At 72.2% G+C, this 20,348-nt stretch carries 17 protein-coding genes; 12 read left to right on the top strand and 5 right to left on the bottom strand.

Annotated elements, in window-relative coordinates; genetic code table 11:
* Positions 1–108: 108 nt before the first annotated feature.
* The 6 genes from pdhA (ACZ562_RS05885) to ACZ562_RS05860 are packed head-to-tail and all read left to right on the top strand — an operon-like array spanning position 109 to position 7,106.
* Complete coding sequence (pdhA, locus tag ACZ562_RS05885; RefSeq protein WP_471174399.1) at positions 109–1,242, top strand: pyruvate dehydrogenase (acetyl-transferring) E1 component subunit alpha; 1,134 nt, start codon at positions 109–111, stop codon at positions 1,240–1,242.
* The gene (locus ACZ562_RS05880; RefSeq protein WP_471174398.1) at positions 1,242–2,246 is read left to right on the top strand and encodes an alpha-ketoacid dehydrogenase subunit beta; all 1,005 of its coding nucleotides are present in this window, start codon (positions 1,242–1,244) and stop codon (positions 2,244–2,246) included. The genes pdhA (ACZ562_RS05885) and ACZ562_RS05880 overlap by 1 nt, the downstream gene beginning before the upstream one ends.
* Positions 2,246–3,586: a dihydrolipoamide acetyltransferase family protein gene (locus ACZ562_RS05875; protein ID WP_471174397.1), complete on the top strand. Its 1,341-nt coding sequence runs from the start codon at positions 2,246–2,248 to the stop codon at positions 3,584–3,586. The genes ACZ562_RS05880 and ACZ562_RS05875 overlap by 1 nt, the downstream gene beginning before the upstream one ends.
* A 54-nt stretch (positions 3,587–3,640) precedes the next feature.
* Positions 3,641–4,624 (top strand): NTP transferase domain-containing protein, encoded by a 984-nt coding sequence (locus ACZ562_RS05870; RefSeq protein WP_471174396.1) that lies wholly within the window; start codon positions 3,641–3,643, stop codon positions 4,622–4,624.
* The gene (locus ACZ562_RS05865) at positions 4,621–6,012 is read left to right on the top strand and encodes a molybdopterin molybdotransferase MoeA (RefSeq protein ID WP_471174395.1); all 1,392 of its coding nucleotides are present in this window, start codon (positions 4,621–4,623) and stop codon (positions 6,010–6,012) included. Before ACZ562_RS05870 ends, ACZ562_RS05865 begins: the two co-directional genes overlap by 4 nt.
* Complete coding sequence (locus tag ACZ562_RS05860) at positions 6,009–7,106, top strand: potassium channel family protein (RefSeq protein ID WP_471174394.1); 1,098 nt, start codon at positions 6,009–6,011, stop codon at positions 7,104–7,106. The genes ACZ562_RS05865 and ACZ562_RS05860 overlap by 4 nt, the downstream gene beginning before the upstream one ends.
* Here the strand turns inward: ACZ562_RS05860 and ACZ562_RS05855 are convergent, their stop codons facing one another.
* Complete coding sequence (locus ACZ562_RS05855; protein ID WP_471174393.1) at positions 7,107–7,955, bottom strand: ABC transporter permease; 849 nt, start codon at positions 7,953–7,955, stop codon at positions 7,107–7,109. It lies immediately after the preceding gene.
* Positions 7,952–8,992: an ATP-binding cassette domain-containing protein gene (locus ACZ562_RS05850; protein ID WP_471174392.1), complete on the bottom strand. Its 1,041-nt coding sequence runs from the start codon at positions 8,990–8,992 to the stop codon at positions 7,952–7,954. Before ACZ562_RS05850 ends, ACZ562_RS05855 begins: the two co-directional genes overlap by 4 nt.
* A gap of 147 nt (positions 8,993–9,139) precedes the next feature.
* Here ACZ562_RS05850 and ACZ562_RS05845 point away from each other — a divergent pair, with 147 nt between their 5' ends.
* Positions 9,140–10,120 (top strand): NAD(P)H-quinone oxidoreductase, encoded by a 981-nt coding sequence (locus tag ACZ562_RS05845; protein WP_471174391.1) that lies wholly within the window; start codon positions 9,140–9,142, stop codon positions 10,118–10,120.
* Positions 10,121–10,143: 23 nt separating this feature from the next.
* Here ACZ562_RS05845 and ACZ562_RS05840 read toward each other — a convergent pair whose 3' ends face one another.
* Positions 10,144–10,827, bottom strand: coding sequence for a hypothetical protein (locus ACZ562_RS05840; protein WP_471174390.1), 684 nt, complete (start codon positions 10,825–10,827; stop codon positions 10,144–10,146).
* Positions 10,828–10,963: 136 nt separating this feature from the next.
* On the opposite strand from ACZ562_RS05840, the gene ACZ562_RS05835 reads away from it, so the two are divergent.
* Positions 10,964–11,509 (top strand): bacterial proteasome activator family protein, encoded by a 546-nt coding sequence (locus tag ACZ562_RS05835; RefSeq protein ID WP_471174389.1) that lies wholly within the window; start codon positions 10,964–10,966, stop codon positions 11,507–11,509.
* A 67-nt stretch (positions 11,510–11,576) separates the two neighbouring features.
* On the opposite strand, the gene ACZ562_RS05830 is transcribed toward ACZ562_RS05835, so the two are convergent.
* Positions 11,577–13,214 carry a protein kinase domain-containing protein gene (locus ACZ562_RS05830; protein WP_471174388.1) on the bottom strand — a complete coding sequence of 546 codons (1,638 nt, stop codon included), beginning with the start codon at positions 13,212–13,214 and terminating at the stop codon, positions 11,577–11,579.
* Between the two features lie 334 nt (positions 13,215–13,548).
* On the opposite strand from ACZ562_RS05830, the gene ACZ562_RS05825 reads away from it, so the two are divergent.
* Positions 13,549–15,129, top strand: a complete 1,581-nt coding sequence (locus ACZ562_RS05825; protein WP_471174387.1) for a protein kinase domain-containing protein — start codon at positions 13,549–13,551, stop codon at positions 15,127–15,129.
* A 102-nt stretch (positions 15,130–15,231) separates the two neighbouring features.
* Here the strand turns inward: ACZ562_RS05825 and ACZ562_RS05820 are convergent, their stop codons facing one another.
* A complete protein-coding gene (locus ACZ562_RS05820; RefSeq protein ID WP_471174386.1) occupies positions 15,232–16,263 on the bottom strand; it encodes a phosphotransferase in 1,032 nt (343 codons plus the stop codon).
* Between the two features lie 408 nt (positions 16,264–16,671).
* Here ACZ562_RS05820 and pdhA (ACZ562_RS05815) point away from each other — a divergent pair, with 408 nt between their 5' ends.
* From pdhA (ACZ562_RS05815) to ACZ562_RS05805, 3 genes are read left to right on the top strand one after another with little or no spacing between them, the layout of a single operon-like run.
* Entirely contained in the window at positions 16,672–17,871 is a 1,200-nt protein-coding gene (pdhA, locus tag ACZ562_RS05815) for a pyruvate dehydrogenase (acetyl-transferring) E1 component subunit alpha (RefSeq protein ID WP_471174385.1), read from the top strand.
* Position 17,872: 1 nt separating this feature from the next.
* Positions 17,873–18,865: an alpha-ketoacid dehydrogenase subunit beta gene (locus tag ACZ562_RS05810; protein ID WP_471174384.1), complete on the top strand. Its 993-nt coding sequence runs from the start codon at positions 17,873–17,875 to the stop codon at positions 18,863–18,865.
* Positions 18,866–18,875: 10 nt separating this feature from the next.
* On the top strand, positions 18,876–20,297 hold the full coding sequence (locus ACZ562_RS05805; RefSeq protein WP_471174383.1) for a dihydrolipoamide acetyltransferase family protein: 1,422 nt from the start codon (positions 18,876–18,878) through the stop codon (positions 20,295–20,297).
* Positions 20,298–20,348: the final 51 nt, after the last annotated feature.

Raw genomic sequence — 20,348 nt, 5'->3', positions numbered from 1 at the left:
AGCCCGAAGGTGCCTGTAGCCAAAATGTGCCGGCGACCGAACAATCGGTAGGTGGGGCGCATCACACTCCTGACGCGCCTGAAGCCGCTCCCACAAGGAGGTGCCGTCATGACGGTCATGGAGCAGCGGGGCGCCTACCGGCCATCCCCGCCGCCCGCCTGGCAGCCCCGTACCGACCCCGCGCCGCTGCTGCCCGACGAGACCCCGTACCGCGTCCTCGGCACGAAGGCCGCCGCCAAGACCGACCCGGCCCTGCTCCGCCGGCTGTACGCCGAGCTGGTGCGCGGCCGCAGGTACAACGCGCAGGCCACCGCCCTCACCAAGCAGGGCCGCCTCGCCGTCTACCCGTCCAGCACCGGCCAGGAGGCCTGCGACGTCGCCGCCGCACTCGTCCTCGAGGAGCGCGACTGGCTCTTCCCCAGCTACCGCGACACGCTCGCCGCCGTCGCCCGCGGCCTCGACCCCGTCCAGGCCCTCACCCTCCTGCGCGGCGACTGGCACACCGGCTACGACCCGCACGAGCACCGCGTCGCCCCCTTGTGCACCCCCCTCGCCACCCAGCTCCCGCACGCCGTAGGCCTCGCGCACGCCGCCCGCCTCAAGGGCGACGACGTGGTCGCGCTGGCCATGGTCGGCGACGGCGGCACCAGCGAGGGCGACTTCCACGAGGCGCTGAACTTCGCCGCCGTCTGGCAGGCGCCGGTCGTCTTCCTGGTCCAGAACAACGGCTTCGCGATCTCCGTCCCGCTCGCCAAGCAGACCGCGGCCCCGTCGCTGGCGCACAAGGCCGTCGGCTACGGCATGCCCGGCCGCCTGGTCGACGGCAACGACGCCGCCGCCGTGCACGAGGTCCTCGCCGACGCCGTACGGCACGCGCGCGCGGGAGGCGGTCCGACGCTGGTCGAGGCGATCACGTACCGCGTCGACGCCCACACCAACGCCGACGACGCGACCCGCTACCGGGCGGACGCCGAGGTCGAGACCTGGCGCGGACACGACCCGATCGCGCTCCTGGAGCACGAACTGACCGAGCGCGGCCTCATCGACGAGGACGGCATCCGGGCCGCCCGGGACGCCGCCGAGACCATGGCCGCCGACCTGCGCGAGCGCATGAACCAGGACCCGGCGCTCGACCCCATGGACCTGTTCGCCCAGGTGTACGCCGAGCCGACACCGCAACTGCGCGAGCAGGAGGCCCAGCTGCGGGCGGAGCTCCAGGCCGAGCGGGATGAGGCGCGCTGATGACCACCGTCGCCCTCAAGCCGGCCACCATGGCACAGGCCCTCACGCGCGCGATGCGCGACGCGATGGCCGCCGACCCGACCGTGCACGTGATGGGCGAGGACGTCGGCACCCTCGGCGGCGTCTTCCGGGTCACCGACGGGCTGGCCAAGGAGTTCGGCGAGGACCGCTGCACGGACACCCCGCTGGCCGAGGCGGGCATCCTCGGCACGGCGGTCGGCATGGCGATGTACGGACTGCGCCCGGTCGTCGAGATGCAGTTCGACGCGTTCGCCTACCCCGCCTTCGAGCAGCTGATCTCGCACGTGTCCCGCATGCGCAACCGCACGCGCGGGGCGATGCCCCTGCCGCTGACCATCCGCGTCCCCTACGGCGGCGGCATCGGCGGCGTCGAGCACCACAGCGACTCGTCCGAGGCGTACTACATGGCGACTCCGGGGCTCCATGTCGTCACGCCCGCGACCGTCGCCGACGCCTACGGGCTGCTGCGCGCCGCCATCGCCTCCGACGACCCGGTCGTCTTCCTGGAGCCCAAGCGCCTGTACTGGTCGAAGGACTCCTGGAACCCGGAGCATCCGACGGACGTTGAGCCGATAGGCCGCGCGGTGGTGCGGCGCTCCGGCCGGAGCGCCACGCTCATCACGTACGGGCCGTCCGCACCCGTCTGCCTCGAAGCCGCCGAGGCGGCGCGGGGCGAGGGCTGGGACCTCGAAGTCGTCGACCTGCGCTCCCTGGTGCCGTTCGACGACGAGACGGTCTGCGCCTCGGTGCGGCGGACCGGGCGAGCGGTCGTCGTGCACGAGTCGGGCGGGTTCGGCGGCCCGGGCGGGGAGATCGCGGCCCGCGTCACGGAGCGCTGCTTCCACCACCTGGAGGCGCCGGTGCTGCGCGTGGCAGGGTTCGACATCCCGTACCCGCCGCCGATGCTGGAGCGTCACCACCTGCCCGGCGTGGACCGGATCCTGGACGCCGTGGGGCGTCTGCAGTGGGAGGCCGAGGGCTGATGGCACAGGTGTTGGAGTTCAGGCTCCCCGACCTCGGGGAGGGACTCACCGGGGCGGAGATCGTGCGCTGGCTGGTCGAGGTCGGTGACGTGGTCGCAGTCGACCAGCCCGTGGTCGAGGTGGAGACGGCCAAGGCGATGGTCGACGTGCCCTGCCCCTACGGCGGCGTCGTCACCGCCCGCTTCGGCGAGGAGGGCACGGAAGTGCCCGTCGGGGCCCCGCTGATCACGGTGGCGGTGGGCGCGCCGGCCTCCGGCGAGCGGGCCGGGGGCTCGGGCAACGTACTGGTCGGATACGGCACCTCGGAGGCGCCCGCGCGCCGGCGCAGGGTCCGGCCGGGGCGGCCGGCGCCCGTCGCGCCGCCCGCGTCCCGGGCGGCCGACGGGCATGCCGATGCCCCCGACACGGCGGACGGCCCCGTCCCCGTGATCTCGCCGCTGGTGCGTCGGCTCGCCCGCGAGAACGGCCTGAACCTCAAGGAACTGACCGGCTCCGGACCCGACGGGCTGATCCTTCGGGCGGACGTGGAGTACGCGTTGCGAGCGGCCGCCGCGCGGGGGCGGGCCCCGGAACCCTCCACGGTGACCCAGGCACAGGTGGCCGAGCCCGCGCACCCGGCCCCCGCACCGGCCGCGGCGGCCACCACCGGTACCGGCACCCGCATCCCCCTCAAGGGTGTCCGCGGTGCCGCCGCCGACAAGCTCTCCCGCAGCCGCCGCGAGATACCGGACGCCACCTGCTGGGTGGACGCCGACGCGACGGAGCTCATGCGGGCGCGGACTGCCGTGAACGCGGCCGGAGGGCCGAAGATCTCCCTCCTCGCCCTGCTGGCCCGCGTCTGCACCGCCGCACTCACCCGCTTCCCCGAGCTCAACTCGACGGTCGACACGGAGGCCAGGGAAGTCGTCCGGCTCGCCTCGGTGCACCTCGGCTTCGCCGCGCAGACCGAGCGCGGACTCGTCGTGCCCGTCGTCCGGGACGCGCACGCGCGCGACGCCGAGTCGCTCAGCGCCGAGTTCGCCCGGCTCACTGAGGCGGCCCGCGCGGGGACGCTGACACCCGGGGAACTCACCGGCGGCACCTTCACGCTGAACAACTACGGCGTGTTCGGCGTCGACGGCTCCACGCCGATCATCAACCACCCCGAGGCGGCCATGCTCGGCGTCGGCCGCATCGTCCCCAAGCCCTGGGTCCACGAGGGCGAGCTGGCGGTGCGGCAGGTCGTCCAGCTCTCGCTCACCTTCGACCACCGGGTGTGCGACGGCGGCACCGCGGGCGGTTTCCTGCGCTATGTGGCGGACTGTGTGGAACAGCCGGCGGTGCTGCTGCGCACGCTGTGATCGCACCGCCTCCCCCGCGTTCCCTGTGATCGCGGCGGCACGCATACTCGTGGGGTGACCTCGTACAAGCCCGCCGGTGACCCCGGCGCCGGCACCGGCCGCGCGCCGGGCACCGCCGAAGCGGTGCACGACGTCGCGTACGACGCCGTCGTGCTGGCCGGCGGAGCGGCCCGCCGGCTCGGCGGAGCGGACAAGCCCGGTCTGAGCGTGGGCGGCCGCCCGCTGCTCGACCGAGTCCTGGCCGCCTGCGCCGGGGCACGGACCACCACCGTCGTCGCCGACCCCCGGCCGACCGCCCGGCCCGTGACCTGGGCGCGCGAGGATCCGTCTGGCGGCGGACCGCTGGCCGCGCTCGACGCGGGGCTGAGGCACACCACGGCGGAGCAGGTCGTGGTGCTCTCCGCCGACCTGCCGTTCCTCGGCGAACAAACCGTCCGGAGGCTGCTGGCCACCCTCCGGACGAGCGGCACCGACGGTGTGCTGCTCACCGACGCCGACGGCCGCGACCAGCCGCTCGTGGCCGCGTACCGTACGCGCACGCTGCGCCGTGAGCTGGCCGCACTCTCCGGCCCCGCACCCACCGGCGGCCCCCCGGCGGCCGGCGGCCTCGCCGGGCTTCCCCTGCGCCGGCTGACCGCCCGGCTCGATCTCACTCGCGTCCCCGACCCCGTCGCGTCCTTCGACTGCGACACCTGGGACGACATCGCCACCGCCAGGGCACGTATCAGGGAGCATGGGCACGTGTTGGATGAATGGATTTCCGCAGTCAAGGACGAGCTGGGCATCGACCTCGACGTCGACACCGGCGTCCTGCTCGATCTCGCCCGGGACGCCGCCCATGGTGTGGCCAGGCCCGCGGCGCCCCTGACCACCTTCCTCGTCGGCTACGCGGCCGCGCGGGCCGGCGGAGGCGCGGAAGCCGTGGCCGAGGCATCCCGCAAGGCCGCGGCCCTCGCCCTGCGCTGGGCGGACGAGGACCCCGCCACACCCGGCCCGGCTCCCGACGCCACGCCCGACCCCCGCCCGGACGCCGGATGACCACGCGAGGCACCCGGGCCGGTGAGGGCGCGGAGCGCTGTGACGCCGACGACCTCGACGTCGAGGAGGCGCTCGCCCTCGTGAAGGAGGACAACGGCCGCGCTCATGGCGAGCACGTGCCCACACCCGCCGCACACGGCGGTCTCCACCCCGGGGCCAAGCCGGACGCCCACCACGCAGCCACCCCGTGGCCGCGGGCCCGGTCCGTCGCCGCACGCGCCGCCGCTCGTTCCGAAGCCCCGGAGACCCGCCGCGCTGCCGTCTCCGTGCCCCTCGACGCCGCCCTCGGCCTCACCCTGGCGGCTCCCCTGACCGCCCTCACCGACCTGCCCTCCTTCGACACCTCCGCGATGGACGGCTGGGCGGTCGCCGGCCCGGGCCCCTGGGACGTCCGCGACGCGGGCGTCCTGGCCGGACACGACGAGCCCGCGCCCCTCACCGACGGCGAGGCCGTCGGTATCGCCACCGGCGCCCGCATCCCGCTGGACACCACCGCCGTGCTCCGCAGCGAGCACGGCCGCACCGACGGCAAGGGACGGCTGCACGCGACCCGCGATGTGGTCCACGGGCAGGACATCCGCCCCCGCGCCCAGGAGTGCCGCAGCGGCGACCAGCTGCTGCCGGCCGGCACCCTGGTGACCCCGGCCGTGCTCGGCCTCGCCGCGGCCGCCGGGTACGACACCGTCACCGCAGTGCCCCGCCCCCGCGTCGAGCTCCTGATCCTCGGCGACGAGCTGCTCACCGAGGGTCTGCCGCGAGACGGCCTGATCCGGGACGCCCTCGGCCCGATGCTGCCGCCCTGGCTGCGCGCGCTCGGCGCCGAGGTCAGCGCGGTCCGCGGACTCGGCGACGACGCCAGGGCACTGCACAAGGCGATCAAGAGCTCCGACGCCGACCTGATCGTCACCACCGGCGGCACCGCCTCCGGCCCCGTCGACCACGTCCATCCCACCCTGCGCCGTCTCGGCGCCGAACTCCTCGTGGACGGCGTCAAGGTGCGCCCCGGCCACCCCATGCTGCTGGCCCGCACCAAGGAGAAGCAGTACCTCGTCGGGCTGCCCGGCAACCCCCTCGCAGCAGTCTCCGGCCTGCTCACGCTCGCCGAGCCGCTGCTGCGGACGCTCGCGGCCCGCCGGCCTCCGGAGCCGTACACGATGCCGCTTCAGGACGCCGCGCACGGGCATCCTTACGACACCCGGCTCATCCCCGTCGTCCTGCGCGGTGACCACGCGGTCCCGCTGCACTACGTCGGCCCGGCGATGCTGCGCGGTATCGCGGCGGCCGACGCCCTCGCCGTCGTACCACCGGGGGGTGCCCGCGCCGGTCAGGAGACCGAACTTCTCGATCTGCCGTGGGCCTCCGCGGGAATCGGGGTGTGTTTCACGTGAAACTTCCGGGCCAGGACGCGATCGCCCGGCAGGCGGACGAGCATCTCGTGACCCATCGGGTGAGGCTCCCGAGGAAAGTGGTGGAGCACCCGATCCGGCAGGTCGCCAAACGGCTGTCCCTGGCTCTGTTCCTGCTTGTCGGGACCGCGCTGATCGTCTACGCCGACCACCGGGGTTACAACGACAACTCGGACGGCTCCGTCGACCTGCTCGATTCCTTCTACTACGCCACCGTCACCCTCTCGACCACCGGTTACGGCGACATCACCCCGGTCAGCGACGCCGCCCGGCTCACCAACATCTTCGTCATCACACCCGCGCGGGTGCTGTTCCTGATCGTCCTCGTCGGTACCACCCTCGAGGTCCTCACCGAACGCACCCGCGAGGAATGGCGGCTCAACCGCTGGAGGTCCACGTTGCGTGATCACACCGTCGTCGTCGGCTTCGGCACGAAGGGGCGTTCCGCGATCCAGACCGTCTGTGCGACGGGGCTGAAGAAGGAGCAGGTCGTGGTGGTCGACCCCAGCGGCAAGGTGATCGAGGCCGCGACCGCCGACGGCTACGCGGGGGTCGTCGGGGACGCGACGCGCAGCGATGTCCTCCGGCGGGCCGAGGTGCAGCGGGCGCGGCAGATCATCATCGCGACCCAGCGCGACGACACGGCCGTGCTCGTGACGCTGACGGCCCGGCAGCTCAACCGCGGAGCGAAGATCGTGGCCGCGGTGCGCGAGGAGGAGAACGCGCCGCTGCTCAAGCAGTCCGGCGCCGACGCGGTGATCACCAGCGCCAGCGCGGCGGGCCGCCTGCTCGGCCTGTCCGTGCTCAGCCCCTCGGCCGGCATGGTGATGGAGGACCTCATCCAGCAGGGCAGCGGGCTCGACATCGTCGAACGGCCGGTCATAAAGGCCGAGGTGGGCAGGACGCCGCGGGAGACGGAGGACCTGGTGGTGAGCGTCGTACGCGGGCACCGGGTGCTCGGATACGACGATCCGGCCGTCGGCACGCTGGAGTTGACGGACCGGCTCATCACCATCGTGCGGGCGTCGCCGGGTACGCAGATCGCGCCCGACGTCCGCCCGCTCCCGCGGGACTGACTACTTGCGGTTGTACAGCCGCATCGTGATGGGGCCGAAGACCAGCACGAACAGGCCCGCCCAGCCCAGCGACCAGGCGATCTCGCCGGCGGGCCAGTCACCGGCCATCAACTCCCGCACCGCCGACGACAGATGGGTGATCGGGCTGTTGTTGACGAACGCCTGCAGCCAGCCCGGCATGGTCGTCGGGTCGACGAAGACGTTGGACAGGAAGGTGAGCGGGAAGATCACCATCATGCTGACGCCCATCACCGACTTCTCGGTCCGCAGCAGCAGTCCGAACATCGTCCAGATCCACGAGAACGCGAACGAGAAGACGATCAGCAGCGCGATGCCGGCGAGCACGCCGACGACCCCGCCGTCCGGCCGGTAGCCGAGGATCGTGCCGACGGTGAGCATCACGACCGACGCGATCGCATAGCGCAGGGCGTCGCCGAGCAGATAGCCGACCATCGTCGACGGCCGCCAGATGGGCAGGCTCCGGAACCGGTCGAACACGCCCTTCTCGATGTCCGTGTTGACCGAGACACCGGTGTACATGGTGATCATCACGACCGACATCACCAGGATGCCCGGCAGCAGGAACTGGATGTACTCCTGCGGGGAGCCGGCGAGGGCGCCCCCGAACAGGTACGTGTACATCAGCACCATCATGATCGGGAAAGCGGTGACGTCGAAGAGCTGCTCCGGCACGTGCTTGATCTTGAGGATCGCCCGCCAGCCGAAGGTCAGCGAGGCCGAAAGGGCGCTGGGGCGGGGCGGTCGCTGTCCCGCGACGAGCAGCGCGGCCAGCGACTCGGCGCTGACGGGGGCGAGGTCCTTGGCGTCCGTGGTCGTCGCGGTGCTCATGCCGCCACACCGTCCTTCGAGTCCGTCGGGTTCGCCGAGCTCTTTGACGCCTGCGCGTCCCGTGAGGCCCGGGTGTCGTGTCCGGTGAGGGCGAGGAACACCTCGTCCAGGCTGGGCTGCCCCAGCGAGAAGTTGTCGACGGTGACCCCGGCGCGGGCCAGTTCGCCGAGCGCCCGGGCGGCCTGCTCGGCGGCGGTGTCGCTCGCCGCCGTACCGACACGGGCGGTCAGCGCCACCGGATCCGGCTCCGGCTGCACCTGCGCGTCGAGGGTCCGGCGCAGGACCTCGGCCGCGAGGTGCCGCTGTGCCGCGTCCCGCAGCCGCAGATGGACGGTCCCGGCGCCGACGGACGCCTTCAGCTCGCCCTTGGTGCCCTCGGCGATCACCCGGCCGTGGTCGATGACGGCGATCCGGGACGCCAGCTGGTCGGCCTCGTCCAGGTACTGCGTGGTCAGCAGCACGGTCGTGCCCTGGGCGACGACCGCGCGCACGATGTCCCACACCTGGTTGCGGCTGCGCGGGTCGAGCCCGGTGGTGGGCTCGTCGAGGAAGAGCAGCTCGGGGGTGTTGAGGATGGACGCGGCGATGTCGATACGGCGCCGCATGCCGCCCGAGTAGTGCTTGACCTGCTTTCCTGCCGCGTCCGTGAGCCCGAAGGCCTCCAGGAGCTGCCCGGAGCGTTCCCGTGCGGTCTTCTTGCCGTGGCCGAGGAGGCGGCCCAGCAGCACCAGGTTCTCGGTGCCGGTGAGGTCCTCGTCCACGGAGGCGTACTGGCCGGTGAGGCTGACCCGGCCGCGGACCTCGTCGGCCTCGCGCACGACGTCATGGCCGAAGACGTGGGCCTCGCCGCCGTCGGGCCGCAACAGGGTGGCGAGCATCTTGACGGTGGTGGTCTTGCCGGCGCCGTTCGGGCCGAGGACGCCGTAGACGGTGCCGGTGGGCACGGCCAGGTCGACGCCGTCGACCGCCCTCGTCTCGCCGAACGTCTTCACCAGGCCCGCGGTCTCGATGGCCAGGCCGGACGTGTGCTGGCTCATGATGGGGTGTCCTTCCGCGTACTCGGGTTACGCATGGGGAGACCTTTACCGTCGCGCAAACTCATCGGTCGCGCACAGGGTTTTCTCCGTGGATCGGTCCAATGGCCGACGTGCGTCCGACCGGAGGCCGAGGAGTAGCGTCCCCCCATGCATGCGATCACGATTCCCGAACCCGGTGGGCCCGAGGCGCTGGTGTGGGCCGAGGTCCCGGATCCGGTGCCCGGCGAGGGCGAGGTGCTGGTCGAGGTGGCGGCCGGCGCCGTGAACAGGGCCGACATCCTGCAGCGCCAGGGCTTCTACGATCCGCCGCCCGGTGCGTCCCCGTACCCCGGTCTCGAGTGCTCCGGGCGGATCGCCGCACTCGGTCCCGGTGTCTCCGGCCGGGCCGTCGGCGACGAGGTGTGCGCGCTGCTCTCGGGCGGCGGCTACGCCGAGAAGGTGGTGGTCCCGGCCGGCCAGCTGCTGCCCGTGCCCAAGGGGATCGGCCTCAGGCAGGCCGCCGCACTGCCCGAGGTGACCTGCACGGTCTGGTCGAACGTCTTCATGGTCGCCCACCTGCGCCCCGGCGAGACGCTGCTCGTGCACGGCGGCTCCAGCGGCATCGGCACCATGGCGATCCAGCTCGCGAAGGCCGTGGGCGCCAAGGTCGCCGTCACGGCGGGCACACGGGAGAAGCTGGACCGCTGCGCCGAACTGGGCGCCGACATCCTCGTCAACTACCGGGAGCAGGACTTCGTCGCCGAGGTCAGGAAGGCCACGGACGGCGCGGGCGCCGACGTCATCCTCGACAACATGGGCGCGAAGTACCTGGACCGCAACGTCCAGACCCTGGCCGTCAACGGCCGGCTCGCGATCATCGGTATGCAGGGCGGCGTCAAGGCCGAGCTGAACATCGCCACGATCCTGAAAAAGCGTGCCGCGATCAGCGCGACCTCGCTGCGCGCCCGCCCGCTCGGCGAGAAGGCGGCCATCGTCGCCGCCGTACGCGAGCACGTCTGGCCGTTGCTCGACGCCGGTCATGTGCGCCCGGTCGTCGACCGCGAGCTCCCGATGAGCGAAGCGGCCGCGGCTCACCGGATCGTGGAGGAGAGTGCCCACGTGGGCAAGGTGCTGCTGGTGACGTCCTAGGCCGTCGGGCGCCCGGACATGCCTCAGTCGCGGCGCAGCCGCAGGCCGAGGAAGGCGAGGCCCAGGCCGAGTCCGACGAGGATCAGTCCGCTGCCGAGGGGCAGGATCTGCAGCGCGGACTCGGCGGGGCTCCCGGGGTGCGCGAACTGTGCGGGCGCCGTCGGGGGCCCGGACGGCACCGCGGCGGCCTCCCGCGACGGCTCGGGCACGGCGGTGGCGTCGTCGCCGCCGGACACGTCTCCGTCCGACAGGTCGCCCTCGTGGGTGCCGCCTTCATCGGTCCCCGGCACGTTCTCCGCCGCCTCGTCCTCCTGCGGCACCGGCTCCTCCCGCCGGCCGGGCCGCTGCCGCCCCTCACCCGCCAGGTTCCCGGCCCGCGACGGCTCCGGGGCGGACGCGGAGGCGGACGGCGGGGCCGAGTGGCGGCCGGCAGGCACGGCCTCGGCGCGGTAGGACGACACGACGCCGTCCGGTGCCGGTTCCTCCCACCCCCGGTGCCGCTGCCGTCCCTCGTCGGCCCGGTTCCCGGACCGCGACCGGTCGGCCGTGGACGCGGAGGGGCCGGCGTCGGGCGAGGCCCAGTGGCCGGCGGCAGACGCGGATTCGGCGCCGTACGACGGCACGACACCGTACGGCGATACGACGACGCCCGCCCCCAGCGCGATCAGCAGTACCGTCGCGCGCAGTCCGCGCAGCCATGGAGTCACGGAACAAGCGTCACATTCAACAACCATTCCGGCATTTCAGGCTCCGCCGACGGGCCGACGGGCTCTGTAAACGGTGGATCACCCAAGACAGGGGGCACGACGGTGATGAGGTGTACGGGTGCGAGAGAATGGCGGCATGGAGATGCCGAGGAACGAACGGTCGCCGGAGAACCACCCTCAGATCTTGGTCGTAGGCCAGGACGGAATGGCGCTCGGCGGCACCGGAGACGAGGACTCCCGCGAGGTCCCGGTGACGGAGATGGTGGAACAGCCCGCCAAGGTCATGCGGATCGGAAGCATGATCAAGCAGCTCCTGGAGGAGGTGCGCGCAGCTCCCCTGGACGAGGCGAGCCGGGTCCGGCTCAAGGAGATCCATGCCAGCTCGGTCAAGGAGCTGGAGGACGGGCTGGCGCCGGAGCTCGTCGAGGAACTGGAGCGGCTCTCCCTGCCCTTCACGGACGAGGCGACCCCGAGCGACGGGGAACTGCGCATCGCGCAGGCCCAGTTGGTCGGCTGGCTGGAGGGGCTCTTCCACGGGATCCAGACCACCCTGTTCGCCCAGCAGATGGCGGCGCGCGCCCAGCTGGAACAGATGCGCCGCGCGCTCCCGCCCGGCGTCGGCGGGCACGAGGGGGTGGACGACCCGGGGACGGGCGGCCGCTCGGGCGGGCCGTACCTGTAGGCGAAACCCACCCACCGCATGAAAAGGGCCCGGCAGCCGATGCTGCCGGGCCCCTCACGTCACCGGGTCAGGCCGGGTCCCCCGTGGAGATGTCGAACTGGATCTCCGGCGGATTGTCCGGGTCGAAGTCCGTGCCCGCCTGCGGGGACTGCCGCATGACGGTGTCCTCTCCGTAGGTGTTCTCGTCCACCGCGTTCTTGTCGTAGGGCCATCCGGCGGCCTGGAGGCAGGCGAGGACCGACGTCCAGTTCTTGAAGGTGAAGTCCGGCATCTTCACCTTGTCGGGGTCGTTGTACGACTCCTGCGGCTCGGTGCACTCGGTCTTCTCGATCGTCCGCGACGTGTCCGGCCCGCGGTGGCCCGCGACGGTCGTCGCGGACGCGCTGGGGCTGCTGCCGCCCTTCGTGTCGTCACCGCCGCTGCCGCCGTTGTTCATCAACAGGGCCGCGATCAGCCCGCCGACGGCGACCAGAGAGACCACGATCGAGCCGATGACCACCGGCTTGTTGCCCTTGCCGCCCCTCGGGGAGGCGGTGGTCGCGGGCTGCGGCGTGATGTTGTACGGCGGCGGGGTCGACGCGGCCTGCTGCGGTGCGTACCCGGCCGGGCCGGGCGTCGGGTAGCCGCCCTGCTGCGGATAGCCGTACGCGGGGGAGGGCGCCGGGGCCGGCGGAGTGCTGTAAGGGTTCGGGACCGGCTGGTACGGCGTCTGCACGCCCCCCGTGGGCGCCGGGGGCGCCTGGCCGACCGGCGGGAAGACCGCGGACGCGACGCCGGCGCCGCTCGGTGTGGGCGCACCCGGGACGATGCTCGGCGCGGCCGCCTGGAAGGAGGCCGCCACGCGCAGGCACTCGTCGCGCATGGCCTCGGCGCTCGGGAAGCGCTCGTTCGGGTTCTTCTTCAGCGCACGCGCGACCAGGGCGTCCACGGCCGGCGGAAGGGAGCGGTTGACCGAGGAGGGCGCGACCGGCTCCTCCTGTACGTGCGCGTACGCGATGGCCAGCGGCGAGTCGGCGTCGAACGGCAGCCGCCCGGTGACCAGTTGGAACAGCATGATGCCGACCGAGTACAGGTCGGAGCGGGCGTCCACGCCCCGGCCCAGCGCCTGTTCCGGCGAGAGGTACTGCGGGGTGCCGACGACCATGCCGGTCTGCGTCATCGAGGTGACACCGGACTGCATGGCGCGCGCGATGCCGAAGTCCATCACCTTGACGACCTGGCGCTTGGTCATCATCACGTTGCCCGGCTTGATGTCCCGGTGCACCAGCCCCATCTCGTGGCTGATCTCCAGCGCCGCCAGCACGTCCGCGGTGATCTTCAGGGCCTTGTCGGCGGGCATCGCGCCGTACTGCCGAACGTCCTCGTCGAGCACCGAGCCGAGCGGGCGGCCCTCGATGTACTCCATGACGATGTACGGCGTCGTCATACCGTCAAGATCGTCCTCGCCGGTGTCGAAGACCGAGACGATGTTCGTGTGCGTGAGCTTGGCCACTGCCTGGGCCTCGCGGCGGAAGCGCTCGCGGAAGGCCTGCTCCCGGCCCAGCTCGGTGTGGAGTGTCTTGATGGCGACCTGGCGGTCCAGCACGGCGTCGTACGCGAGGTGCACCGAGGCCATGCCGCCCTCACCGAGCAAGTCGCGCAGCTGATAGCGGCCACCGGCGAGCGCCCGCCCCGCGTAGCGGCCCTGTGCGCCGTCCTGGCTCATGTCTTCGCGTCCCCCGTAGGCCCTCAGGCGCCGTGCTTGCCCTTGATCGAAAGTGCTATTCCCGGCCAAGTCTGCCGGAGGGCACTGACACGTCAAGCGCGGTGCCCGTTCCGTGACCGTACGCGAATGAAGCGTCGTGCAAGCGTTACAGGTGCCGTACGGCCGGTACACAGAATTTGCACGCCGGCACGCAGTACAGGTTTCATGACCGGTCCGTCTCGGGCCGGTCCCCGGGCTCATCCCGGACCGATGGCTTGCGCGGAGGCTGTAGCGTGGCCGACGGAGACCGTAACAACACCGCGCGCACCGCGGGCAGAAACGACGGCGAGGACCGATGGCACAGCAGCAGCGCGCTCAGGGCCCGTCCGACCCCGAGGCGACTGGCGGCGGGATGTCAGATGCGCCCGAGACGTGGGGTAACGGCGGACTCGTGGGGGACGGCCGGTACCGGCTGACCCGCAGACTCGGCCGGGGCGGCATGGCCGAGGTCTTCGCCGCAGAGGACGTGCGCCTCGGACGCACCGTGGCGGTCAAACTGCTGCGCGCCGACCTCGCCGAGGACCCGGTCTCCAAAGCCCGCTTCACACGCGAGGCACAGTCCGTCGCCGGCCTCAACCACCATGCGATCGTCGCCGTGTACGACTCCGGCGAGGACTTCGTGGGCGGCCAGTCGGTGCCGTACATCGTGATGGAGATCGTCGAAGGCCGCACCATCCGCGATCTGCTGCTCAACGCCGAGGCGCCCGGCCCCGAGCAGGCCCTGATCATCGTCTCCGGCGTGCTGGAGGCACTCGCCTACTCGCACCAGCACGGCATCGTGCACCGCGACATCAAGCCGGCGAACGTGATCATCACCAACAACGGCGCGGTCAAGGTGATGGACTTCGGCATCGCCCGCGCCCTGCACGGCGCGTCCACGACGATGACGCAGACCGGCATGGTCATGGGCACCCCGCAGTACCTCTCCCCGGAGCAGGCGCTCGGCAAGGCCGTCGACCACCGCTCCGACCTGTACGCGACCGGCTGCCTGCTGTACGAACTCCTCGCGCTGCGCCCGCCGTTCACCGGCGAGACCCCGCTGTCGGTGGTCTACCAGCACGTCCAGGACATTCCGGTGCCCCCGTCCGAGATCTCGGACGGCGCGTCGCCGCCGGAGCTCGACGGGCTCGTCATGCGCTCCCTCGCCAAGGAGCCCGACGACCGCTTCCAGACTGCCGAGGAGATGCGCGGACTGGTCCAGTACGGACTGCAGATGCTGTACGACCAGGGCGGCCACACCGGCACCTGGAACACCGGCCCGGTGGCCGCGCACGAGGGCCGGCAGACCCCGGCGGCGGGCTTCGCGAGCACGACCGTGCTGCCGCACCCGAGCGACTCCTCCGGCACCACGCAGATCCCGCAGCCGATCCTGCCCGCGGGCTACGGCGGCGGGGACGACGGCGGCTTCGAGGGGCACGGCAACCGCGGCAGCGGCCGCGGCAAGCTGTGGATCCTCGCCGTCCTCGCGGTGATCGCCATCGCCGCGGGTGTCGCGCTGGCGCTGAACAACACGGGCGGCGGCAAGGGCGGCGGCGCGGACACCACCAAGTCGCCGACCGCCACGAAGTCCGCCCCCGACAAGGAGACCAGCGAGGACCCGACGCGCGAGCCGACCGAAGAGCCCTCCGACACGTCCACCGACGACGGTACGGGGACGGGTTCCGGCGGGCAGTGGTCACAGTCCCCCACGCCGTCGTACACGCCGTCCGAGACCTACAGCAGCGAGCCGAGCAACGAGCCGTCGGACGCCCCGACGACCGCGGACCCGACGAACGAGCCGACCACGACGGAGCCGGAGCCGTCGGACGAGCCGACGGACCCGGCGGACGGCGGCACGGACAACGGCGGTACGACGGCCGGCAACGAAGGCCCCTGAGAGGGCATCGGCCGACCGGTCCTGACCGGCCCTCACGCGCGCGTGGGACCCGGAAACGGGCTCCACGCGCGCGTGGCGTCCGCCGGGCCGCGCACCGGACGCTCACCCCGCGAACGCGTCGCACACCGCGTCGTACTCCCGCGTCCACCACACCGCGAGCGCCGAGGCCGCCGGGAACTGGGAGTCCGCCCGGGTGTCGCCGCGCTCGTAGTGCCAGCGCAGCATCCAGAAGTCGTTGAGACGCTCCCACCACACGCGGTGCACGGCCGCCGCGAGCTCCGAGGGGGTGGCCCCCGCCGTGCGCCGGTACGCGCGCGCGTACGCCCGGACCTTCGGCAGGTCGAGCGTGCCGGCCGGGCGGACGAAGAAGATCGCGGCGGCGCGTACGGCCTCCTCCGCGCGGGGCTTCACACCGAGCCGGTCCCAGTCGACGATCGCGGCCGGCGCGTCCCCCTTGTAGAGCAGGTTGAACGGGTGGAAGTCCCCGTGCACCCAGCCCACCGAGCCGCCGTACGGCGGCCGCCGTACGGCGTGCTGTTCGAGGAGCGCGCGCCGTTCCAGGAGGCGGTGGCGGGCCAGCTCGTCGAAGGCGTCGGCGGGGCGGTGGCGGTGCACGAGGGCGAGGAGGTGGTCGATGAGGCAGAAGGTGCCGGCGGGGTCGGGGCTCTCGGCCGGCTCGGCGCGCGCCCGCCCGTGCGCCGGCATCACGCGCTCCAGGCTCGCGTGCACCACTCCCAGCAGCGCCCCCAGCCGTCCGCACTGCGCGGCGGCGAGCTGGCCGCCGTGGCGGTGCCTGCCGTCGATCCACGGGTGCAGGGCGTACGCGTGGCCGCCGACGACCGCCACCGTGCGCCCGTCGCGGGCGCTCAGCGGCGGCGCCACCGGGACGCCCAGGTCGGCCAGGCGCCGGGTGGCCCGGTGCTGGCGGTCGATCGCGGCCGGGGCGGCGGTCTCCGGGTCGAAGTGGTGCTTGAGGAAGTAGCGGCCGCGTGTCGTGCGGAGCCGGTAGCCGCGGTTGAGCAGTCCCTGCTCGACGGGCTCGCAGGTGACGGCGGAACCGGCGGCGTACCGGCGGAGGAGGGCGCCCAGCGGGGGCGTGTGATGCGAGAGGGGTGGTACACATGGGCGCGACACGCGCCAGATGCTAGGGCACAGTCCGACCCCGTGAGCTGGGCGTTGTCACAGACAGTCGCTTTTGATCACGTTATGTGCTCGATGTGGCGTTACAGGTCCAAGTGGACTCTTCCCGTGAACTGGGTCACCGGGATAACGTGCCGTTGTTCCGGCCCCCTGCAAGGCTGTGACCAGGAACTGTTCCCGATTTCGCGATTTACTTGGAAATCCAAGCAAAAACGCAGGTCAGGAAGGGTTTCACAGAAATGTGGAGCTCTGGGTAACGTGCCTTTTGCAGGGCGCTCGCCGGGGCACCTGTCACGCCTGTTCCCGAACGAGCCGCACCCACCCTGTGCGTCCGTGGGGCCAACAGGTGAGCCGCACTGGCACCCGGCGAACCCGGGTAGCCGGACCGACGGAGGAGCACACGTGACCGTGGAGAGCACTGCCGCGCGCACATCGCGACGCAGCGCCAGTACCAAAAGCGCGGCCGGCAAGCGCACGACCGCGAAGAAGTCGCCGGGCACCGAGCCCGAGCTCGTGCAACTGCTGACGCCCGAAGGCAAACGCGTCAAGAACGCGAAGACCGCGAACGGCACCGAGTACGAGGCGTACGTCGCCGACATCACCTCCGATGAGCTCCGCGGCCTGTACCGCGACATGGTGCTCACCCGGCGTTTCGACGCCGAGGCCACCTCATTGCAGCGCCAGGGCGAGCTGGGCCTGTGGGCCTCGCTCCTCGGCCAGGAGGCCGCCCAGATCGGCTCCGGCCGGGCACTGCGCGACGACGACTACGTCTTCCCGACCTACCGCGAACACGGCGTCGCCTGGTGCCGCGGCGTCGACCCGACCAATCTGCTCGGCATGTTCCGCGGCGTGAACAACGGCGGCTGGGACCCGAACGGCAACAACTTCCACCTCTACACGATCGTCATCGGGTCGCAGACGCTGCACGCCACGGGCTACGCGATGGGCGTGGCCAAGGACGGCGCGGACAGCGCGGTGATCGCCTACTTCGGCGACGGCGCCTCCAGCCAGGGCGACGTGGCCGAGTCGTTCACCTTCTCCGCGGTCTACAACGCCCCCGTGGTGTTCTTCTGCCAGAACAACCAGTGGGCGATCTCCGAGCCGACCGAGAAGCAGACCCGTGTCCCGCTCTACCAGCGGGCACAGGGCTACGGCTTCCCCGGCGTGCGCGTGGACGGCAACGACGTGCTGGCCTGCCTCGCGGTCACCAAGTGGGCCCTGGAGCGCGCCCGGCGCGGCGAGGGCCCGACCCTGGTCGAGGCGTACACGTACCGCATGGGCGCCCACACCACCTCCGACGACCCGAGCAAGTACCGGGCCGACGAGGAGCGCGAGGCCTGGGAGGCGAAGGACCCGATCCTGCGCCTTCGCCGGTACCTGGAGGCCTCAAACCACGCGGACGAGGGATTCTTCGCGGAACTCGAGGCCGAGAGCGAGGCGTTGGGCAGGCGAGTGCGCGAAGCGGTCCGCGCCATGCCGGACCCGGACCACTTCGCCATCTTCGAGAACGTGTACGCGGACGGGCACGCGCTCGTCGACGAGGAGCGAGCCCAGTTCGCCGCCTACCAGGCGTCGTTCGCGGACACAGAGGGGGGTAAGTGACATGGCGGAGACCGCGGTATCAAAGAGCATGGCCCTCGCCAAGGCGATCAACGAGTCGCTGCGCCACGCCCTGGAGGCGGACCCCAAGGTCCTCATCATGGGCGAGGACGTCGGCAAGCTCGGCGGCGTCTTCCGTGTGACCGACGGCCTGCAGAAGGACTTCGGCGAGAGCCGGGTCGTCGACACCCCGCTCGCCGAGTCGGGCATCGTGGGCACCGCGATCGGCCTCGCGCTCCGCGGCTACCGCCCGGTGGTGGAGATCCAGTTCGACGGCTTCGTCTTCCCGGCGTACGACCAGATCGTCACGCAGCTGGCGAAGATGCACGCCCGCTCCCTGGGCAAGGTCAAGCTCCCGATCGTCGTCCGCATCCCGTACGGCGGCGGCATCGGCGCGGTGGAGCACCACTCGGAGTCCCCCGAGGCGCTCTTCGCGCACGTGGCGGGCCTGAAGGTGGTCTCCCCGTCGAACGCGGCCGACGCGTACTGGATGATGCAGCAGGCCATCCAGAGCGACGACCCGGTGATCTTCTTCGAGCCCAAGCGGCGCTACTGGGACAAGGCCGAGGTCAACACCGAGGCGATCCCCGGCCCCCTGCACAAGGCCCGCGTGGTCCGCGAGGGCACCGACCTCACCCTCGCCGGCTACGGCCCGATGGTGAAGCTCTGCCAGGAGGTCGCCGCCGCGGCCGCCGAGGAGGGCAAGTCGCTGGAGGTCCTGGACCTGCGCTCGGTCTCCCCGCTCGACTTCGACTCGATCCAGACCTCGGTGGAGAAGACCCGCCGTCTGGTCGTCGTCCACGAGGCGCCGGTGTTCTTCGGCTCGGGCGCGGAGATCGCCGCCCGGATCACGGAGCGCTGCTTCTACCACCTGGAGGCCCCGGTGCTCAGGGTCGGCGGCTACCACGCCCCGTACCCGCCGGCGCGCCTAGAGGAGGAGTACCTGCCGGGTCTGGACCGGGTGCTCGACGCCGTCGACCGTGCCCTGGCGTACTGAGGAGAGGGTCGTGACGACGATGACTGAAGCGTCCGTGCGCGAGTTCAAGATGCCCGACGTGGGCGAGGGACTCACCGAGGCCGAGATCCTCAAGTGGTACGTCCAGCCCGGCGACACGGTCACCGACGGCCAGGTCGTGTGCGAGGTCGAGACCGCCAAGGCGGCCGTGGAACTTCCCATCCCGTACGACGGTGTGGTCCGCGACCTCCACTTCCCCGAGGGCACCACGGTGGACGTCGGCACGCCGATCATCGCGGTGGATGTCGCGGGCGGGGGCGCCGCTCCCGCTGCCGCTCCTGCCCAGGCACCGGCTCCGGCTCCGGCCGCCGGGAAGAGGCCGGAGGAGCCCACGCCGGAGGAGCCCGGGCCCGCGGGCTCGGGCCGCCAGCCGGTGCTGGTCGGCTACGGCGTCGCCGCGTCCTCGACCAAGCGCCGCCCCCGCAAGGGGCCCGAGAGCCCCGTCCAGGAGGCGCCGGCGGCGCTCCAGACCGAGCTGAACGGCCATGGGACGACGGCTGCCATGCCGCGCCCGCTGGCCAAGCCGCCGGTGCGCAAACTGGCCAAGGACCTCGGCGTCGACCTGACGACGGTGGTTCCCACCGGCCCGGACGGCATCATCACGCGCGAGGACGTCCACGCGGCGGTGACGCCGGCCCCGGCCGCCGAGCAGCCCGCCCCGGCGCCGGCCCCGGTCGCGCCGGCGGCGGCGCCTGTCGTCACGTACGACACGGCCCGCGAGACCCGCATCCCCGTCAAGGGCGTCCGCAGGGCGACGGCGGCGGCGATGGTCGGCTCGGCGTTCACCGCGCCGCACGTCACGGAGTTCGTGACGGTCGACGTGACCCGCACGCTGAAGCTGGTCGAGGAGCTCAAGCAGGACAGGGAGATGCAGGGCCTGCGGGTCAACCCGCTCCTGCTGATCGCCAAGGCCCTGCTGGTCGCGATCAAGCGCAACCCGGACATCAACGCGTCCTGGGACGAGGCGAACCAGGAGATCGTGGTCAAGCACTACGTGAACCTGGGCATCGCCGCCGCCACCCCCCGCGGCCTGATCGTCCCGAACATCAAGGACGCGCAGGCCAAGACGCTGCCGCAGCTGGCGGAGTCCCTGGGCGAGCTGGTCTCGACGGCGCGCGAGGGCAAGACGTCCCCCGCCGCCATGCAGGGCGGCACGGTGACGATCACCAACGTCGGCGTGTTCGGCGTGGACACCGGTACGCCGATCCTGAACCCCGGCGAGTCCGCGATCCTCGCGGTCGGCTCGATCAAGCTCCAGCCGTGGGTCCACAAGGGCAAGGTGAAGCCGCGTCAGGTGACGACCCTGGCCCTGTCCTTCGACCACCGTCTGGTCGACGGCGAGCTGGGCTCCAGGGTACTGGCGGACGTGGCCGCGATCCTGGAGCAGCCGAAGAGGCTGATCACCTGGGCGTGAGGTGACGCGCACGACGCAGGGGCCCACCGCGGACGAGCGGTGGGCCCCTGC

The organism is Streptomyces sp. NPDC040410 (assembly GCF_055595715.1).
Note: the sequence above shows the minus strand (reverse complement) of the source record. Positions and strands in the feature narration are given on the sequence as shown.

Coding starts and splice junctions, on each gene's coding strand:
- pdhA (WP_471174399.1), top strand. CDS start 109: ATGACGGTCATGGAGCAGCGGGGCGCCTACCGGCCATCCCCGCCGCCC.
- ACZ562_RS05810 (WP_471174384.1), top strand. CDS start 17,873: ATGGCGGAGACCGCGGTATCAAAGAGCATGGCCCTCGCCAAGGCGATC.
- ACZ562_RS05825 (WP_471174387.1), top strand. CDS start 13,549: ATGGCACAGCAGCAGCGCGCTCAGGGCCCGTCCGACCCCGAGGCGACT.
- ACZ562_RS05855 (WP_471174393.1), bottom strand. CDS start 7,955: ATGAGCACCGCGACGACCACGGACGCCAAGGACCTCGCCCCCGTCAGC.
- ACZ562_RS05880 (WP_471174398.1), top strand. CDS start 1,242: ATGACCACCGTCGCCCTCAAGCCGGCCACCATGGCACAGGCCCTCACG.
- ACZ562_RS05875 (WP_471174397.1), top strand. CDS start 2,246: ATGGCACAGGTGTTGGAGTTCAGGCTCCCCGACCTCGGGGAGGGACTC.
- ACZ562_RS05865 (WP_471174395.1), top strand. CDS start 4,621: ATGACCACGCGAGGCACCCGGGCCGGTGAGGGCGCGGAGCGCTGTGAC.
- ACZ562_RS05830 (WP_471174388.1), bottom strand. CDS start 13,214: ATGAGCCAGGACGGCGCACAGGGCCGCTACGCGGGGCGGGCGCTCGCC.
- ACZ562_RS05850 (WP_471174392.1), bottom strand. CDS start 8,992: ATGAGCCAGCACACGTCCGGCCTGGCCATCGAGACCGCGGGCCTGGTG.
- ACZ562_RS05845 (WP_471174391.1), top strand. CDS start 9,140: ATGCATGCGATCACGATTCCCGAACCCGGTGGGCCCGAGGCGCTGGTG.
- ACZ562_RS05835 (WP_471174389.1), top strand. CDS start 10,964: ATGGAGATGCCGAGGAACGAACGGTCGCCGGAGAACCACCCTCAGATC.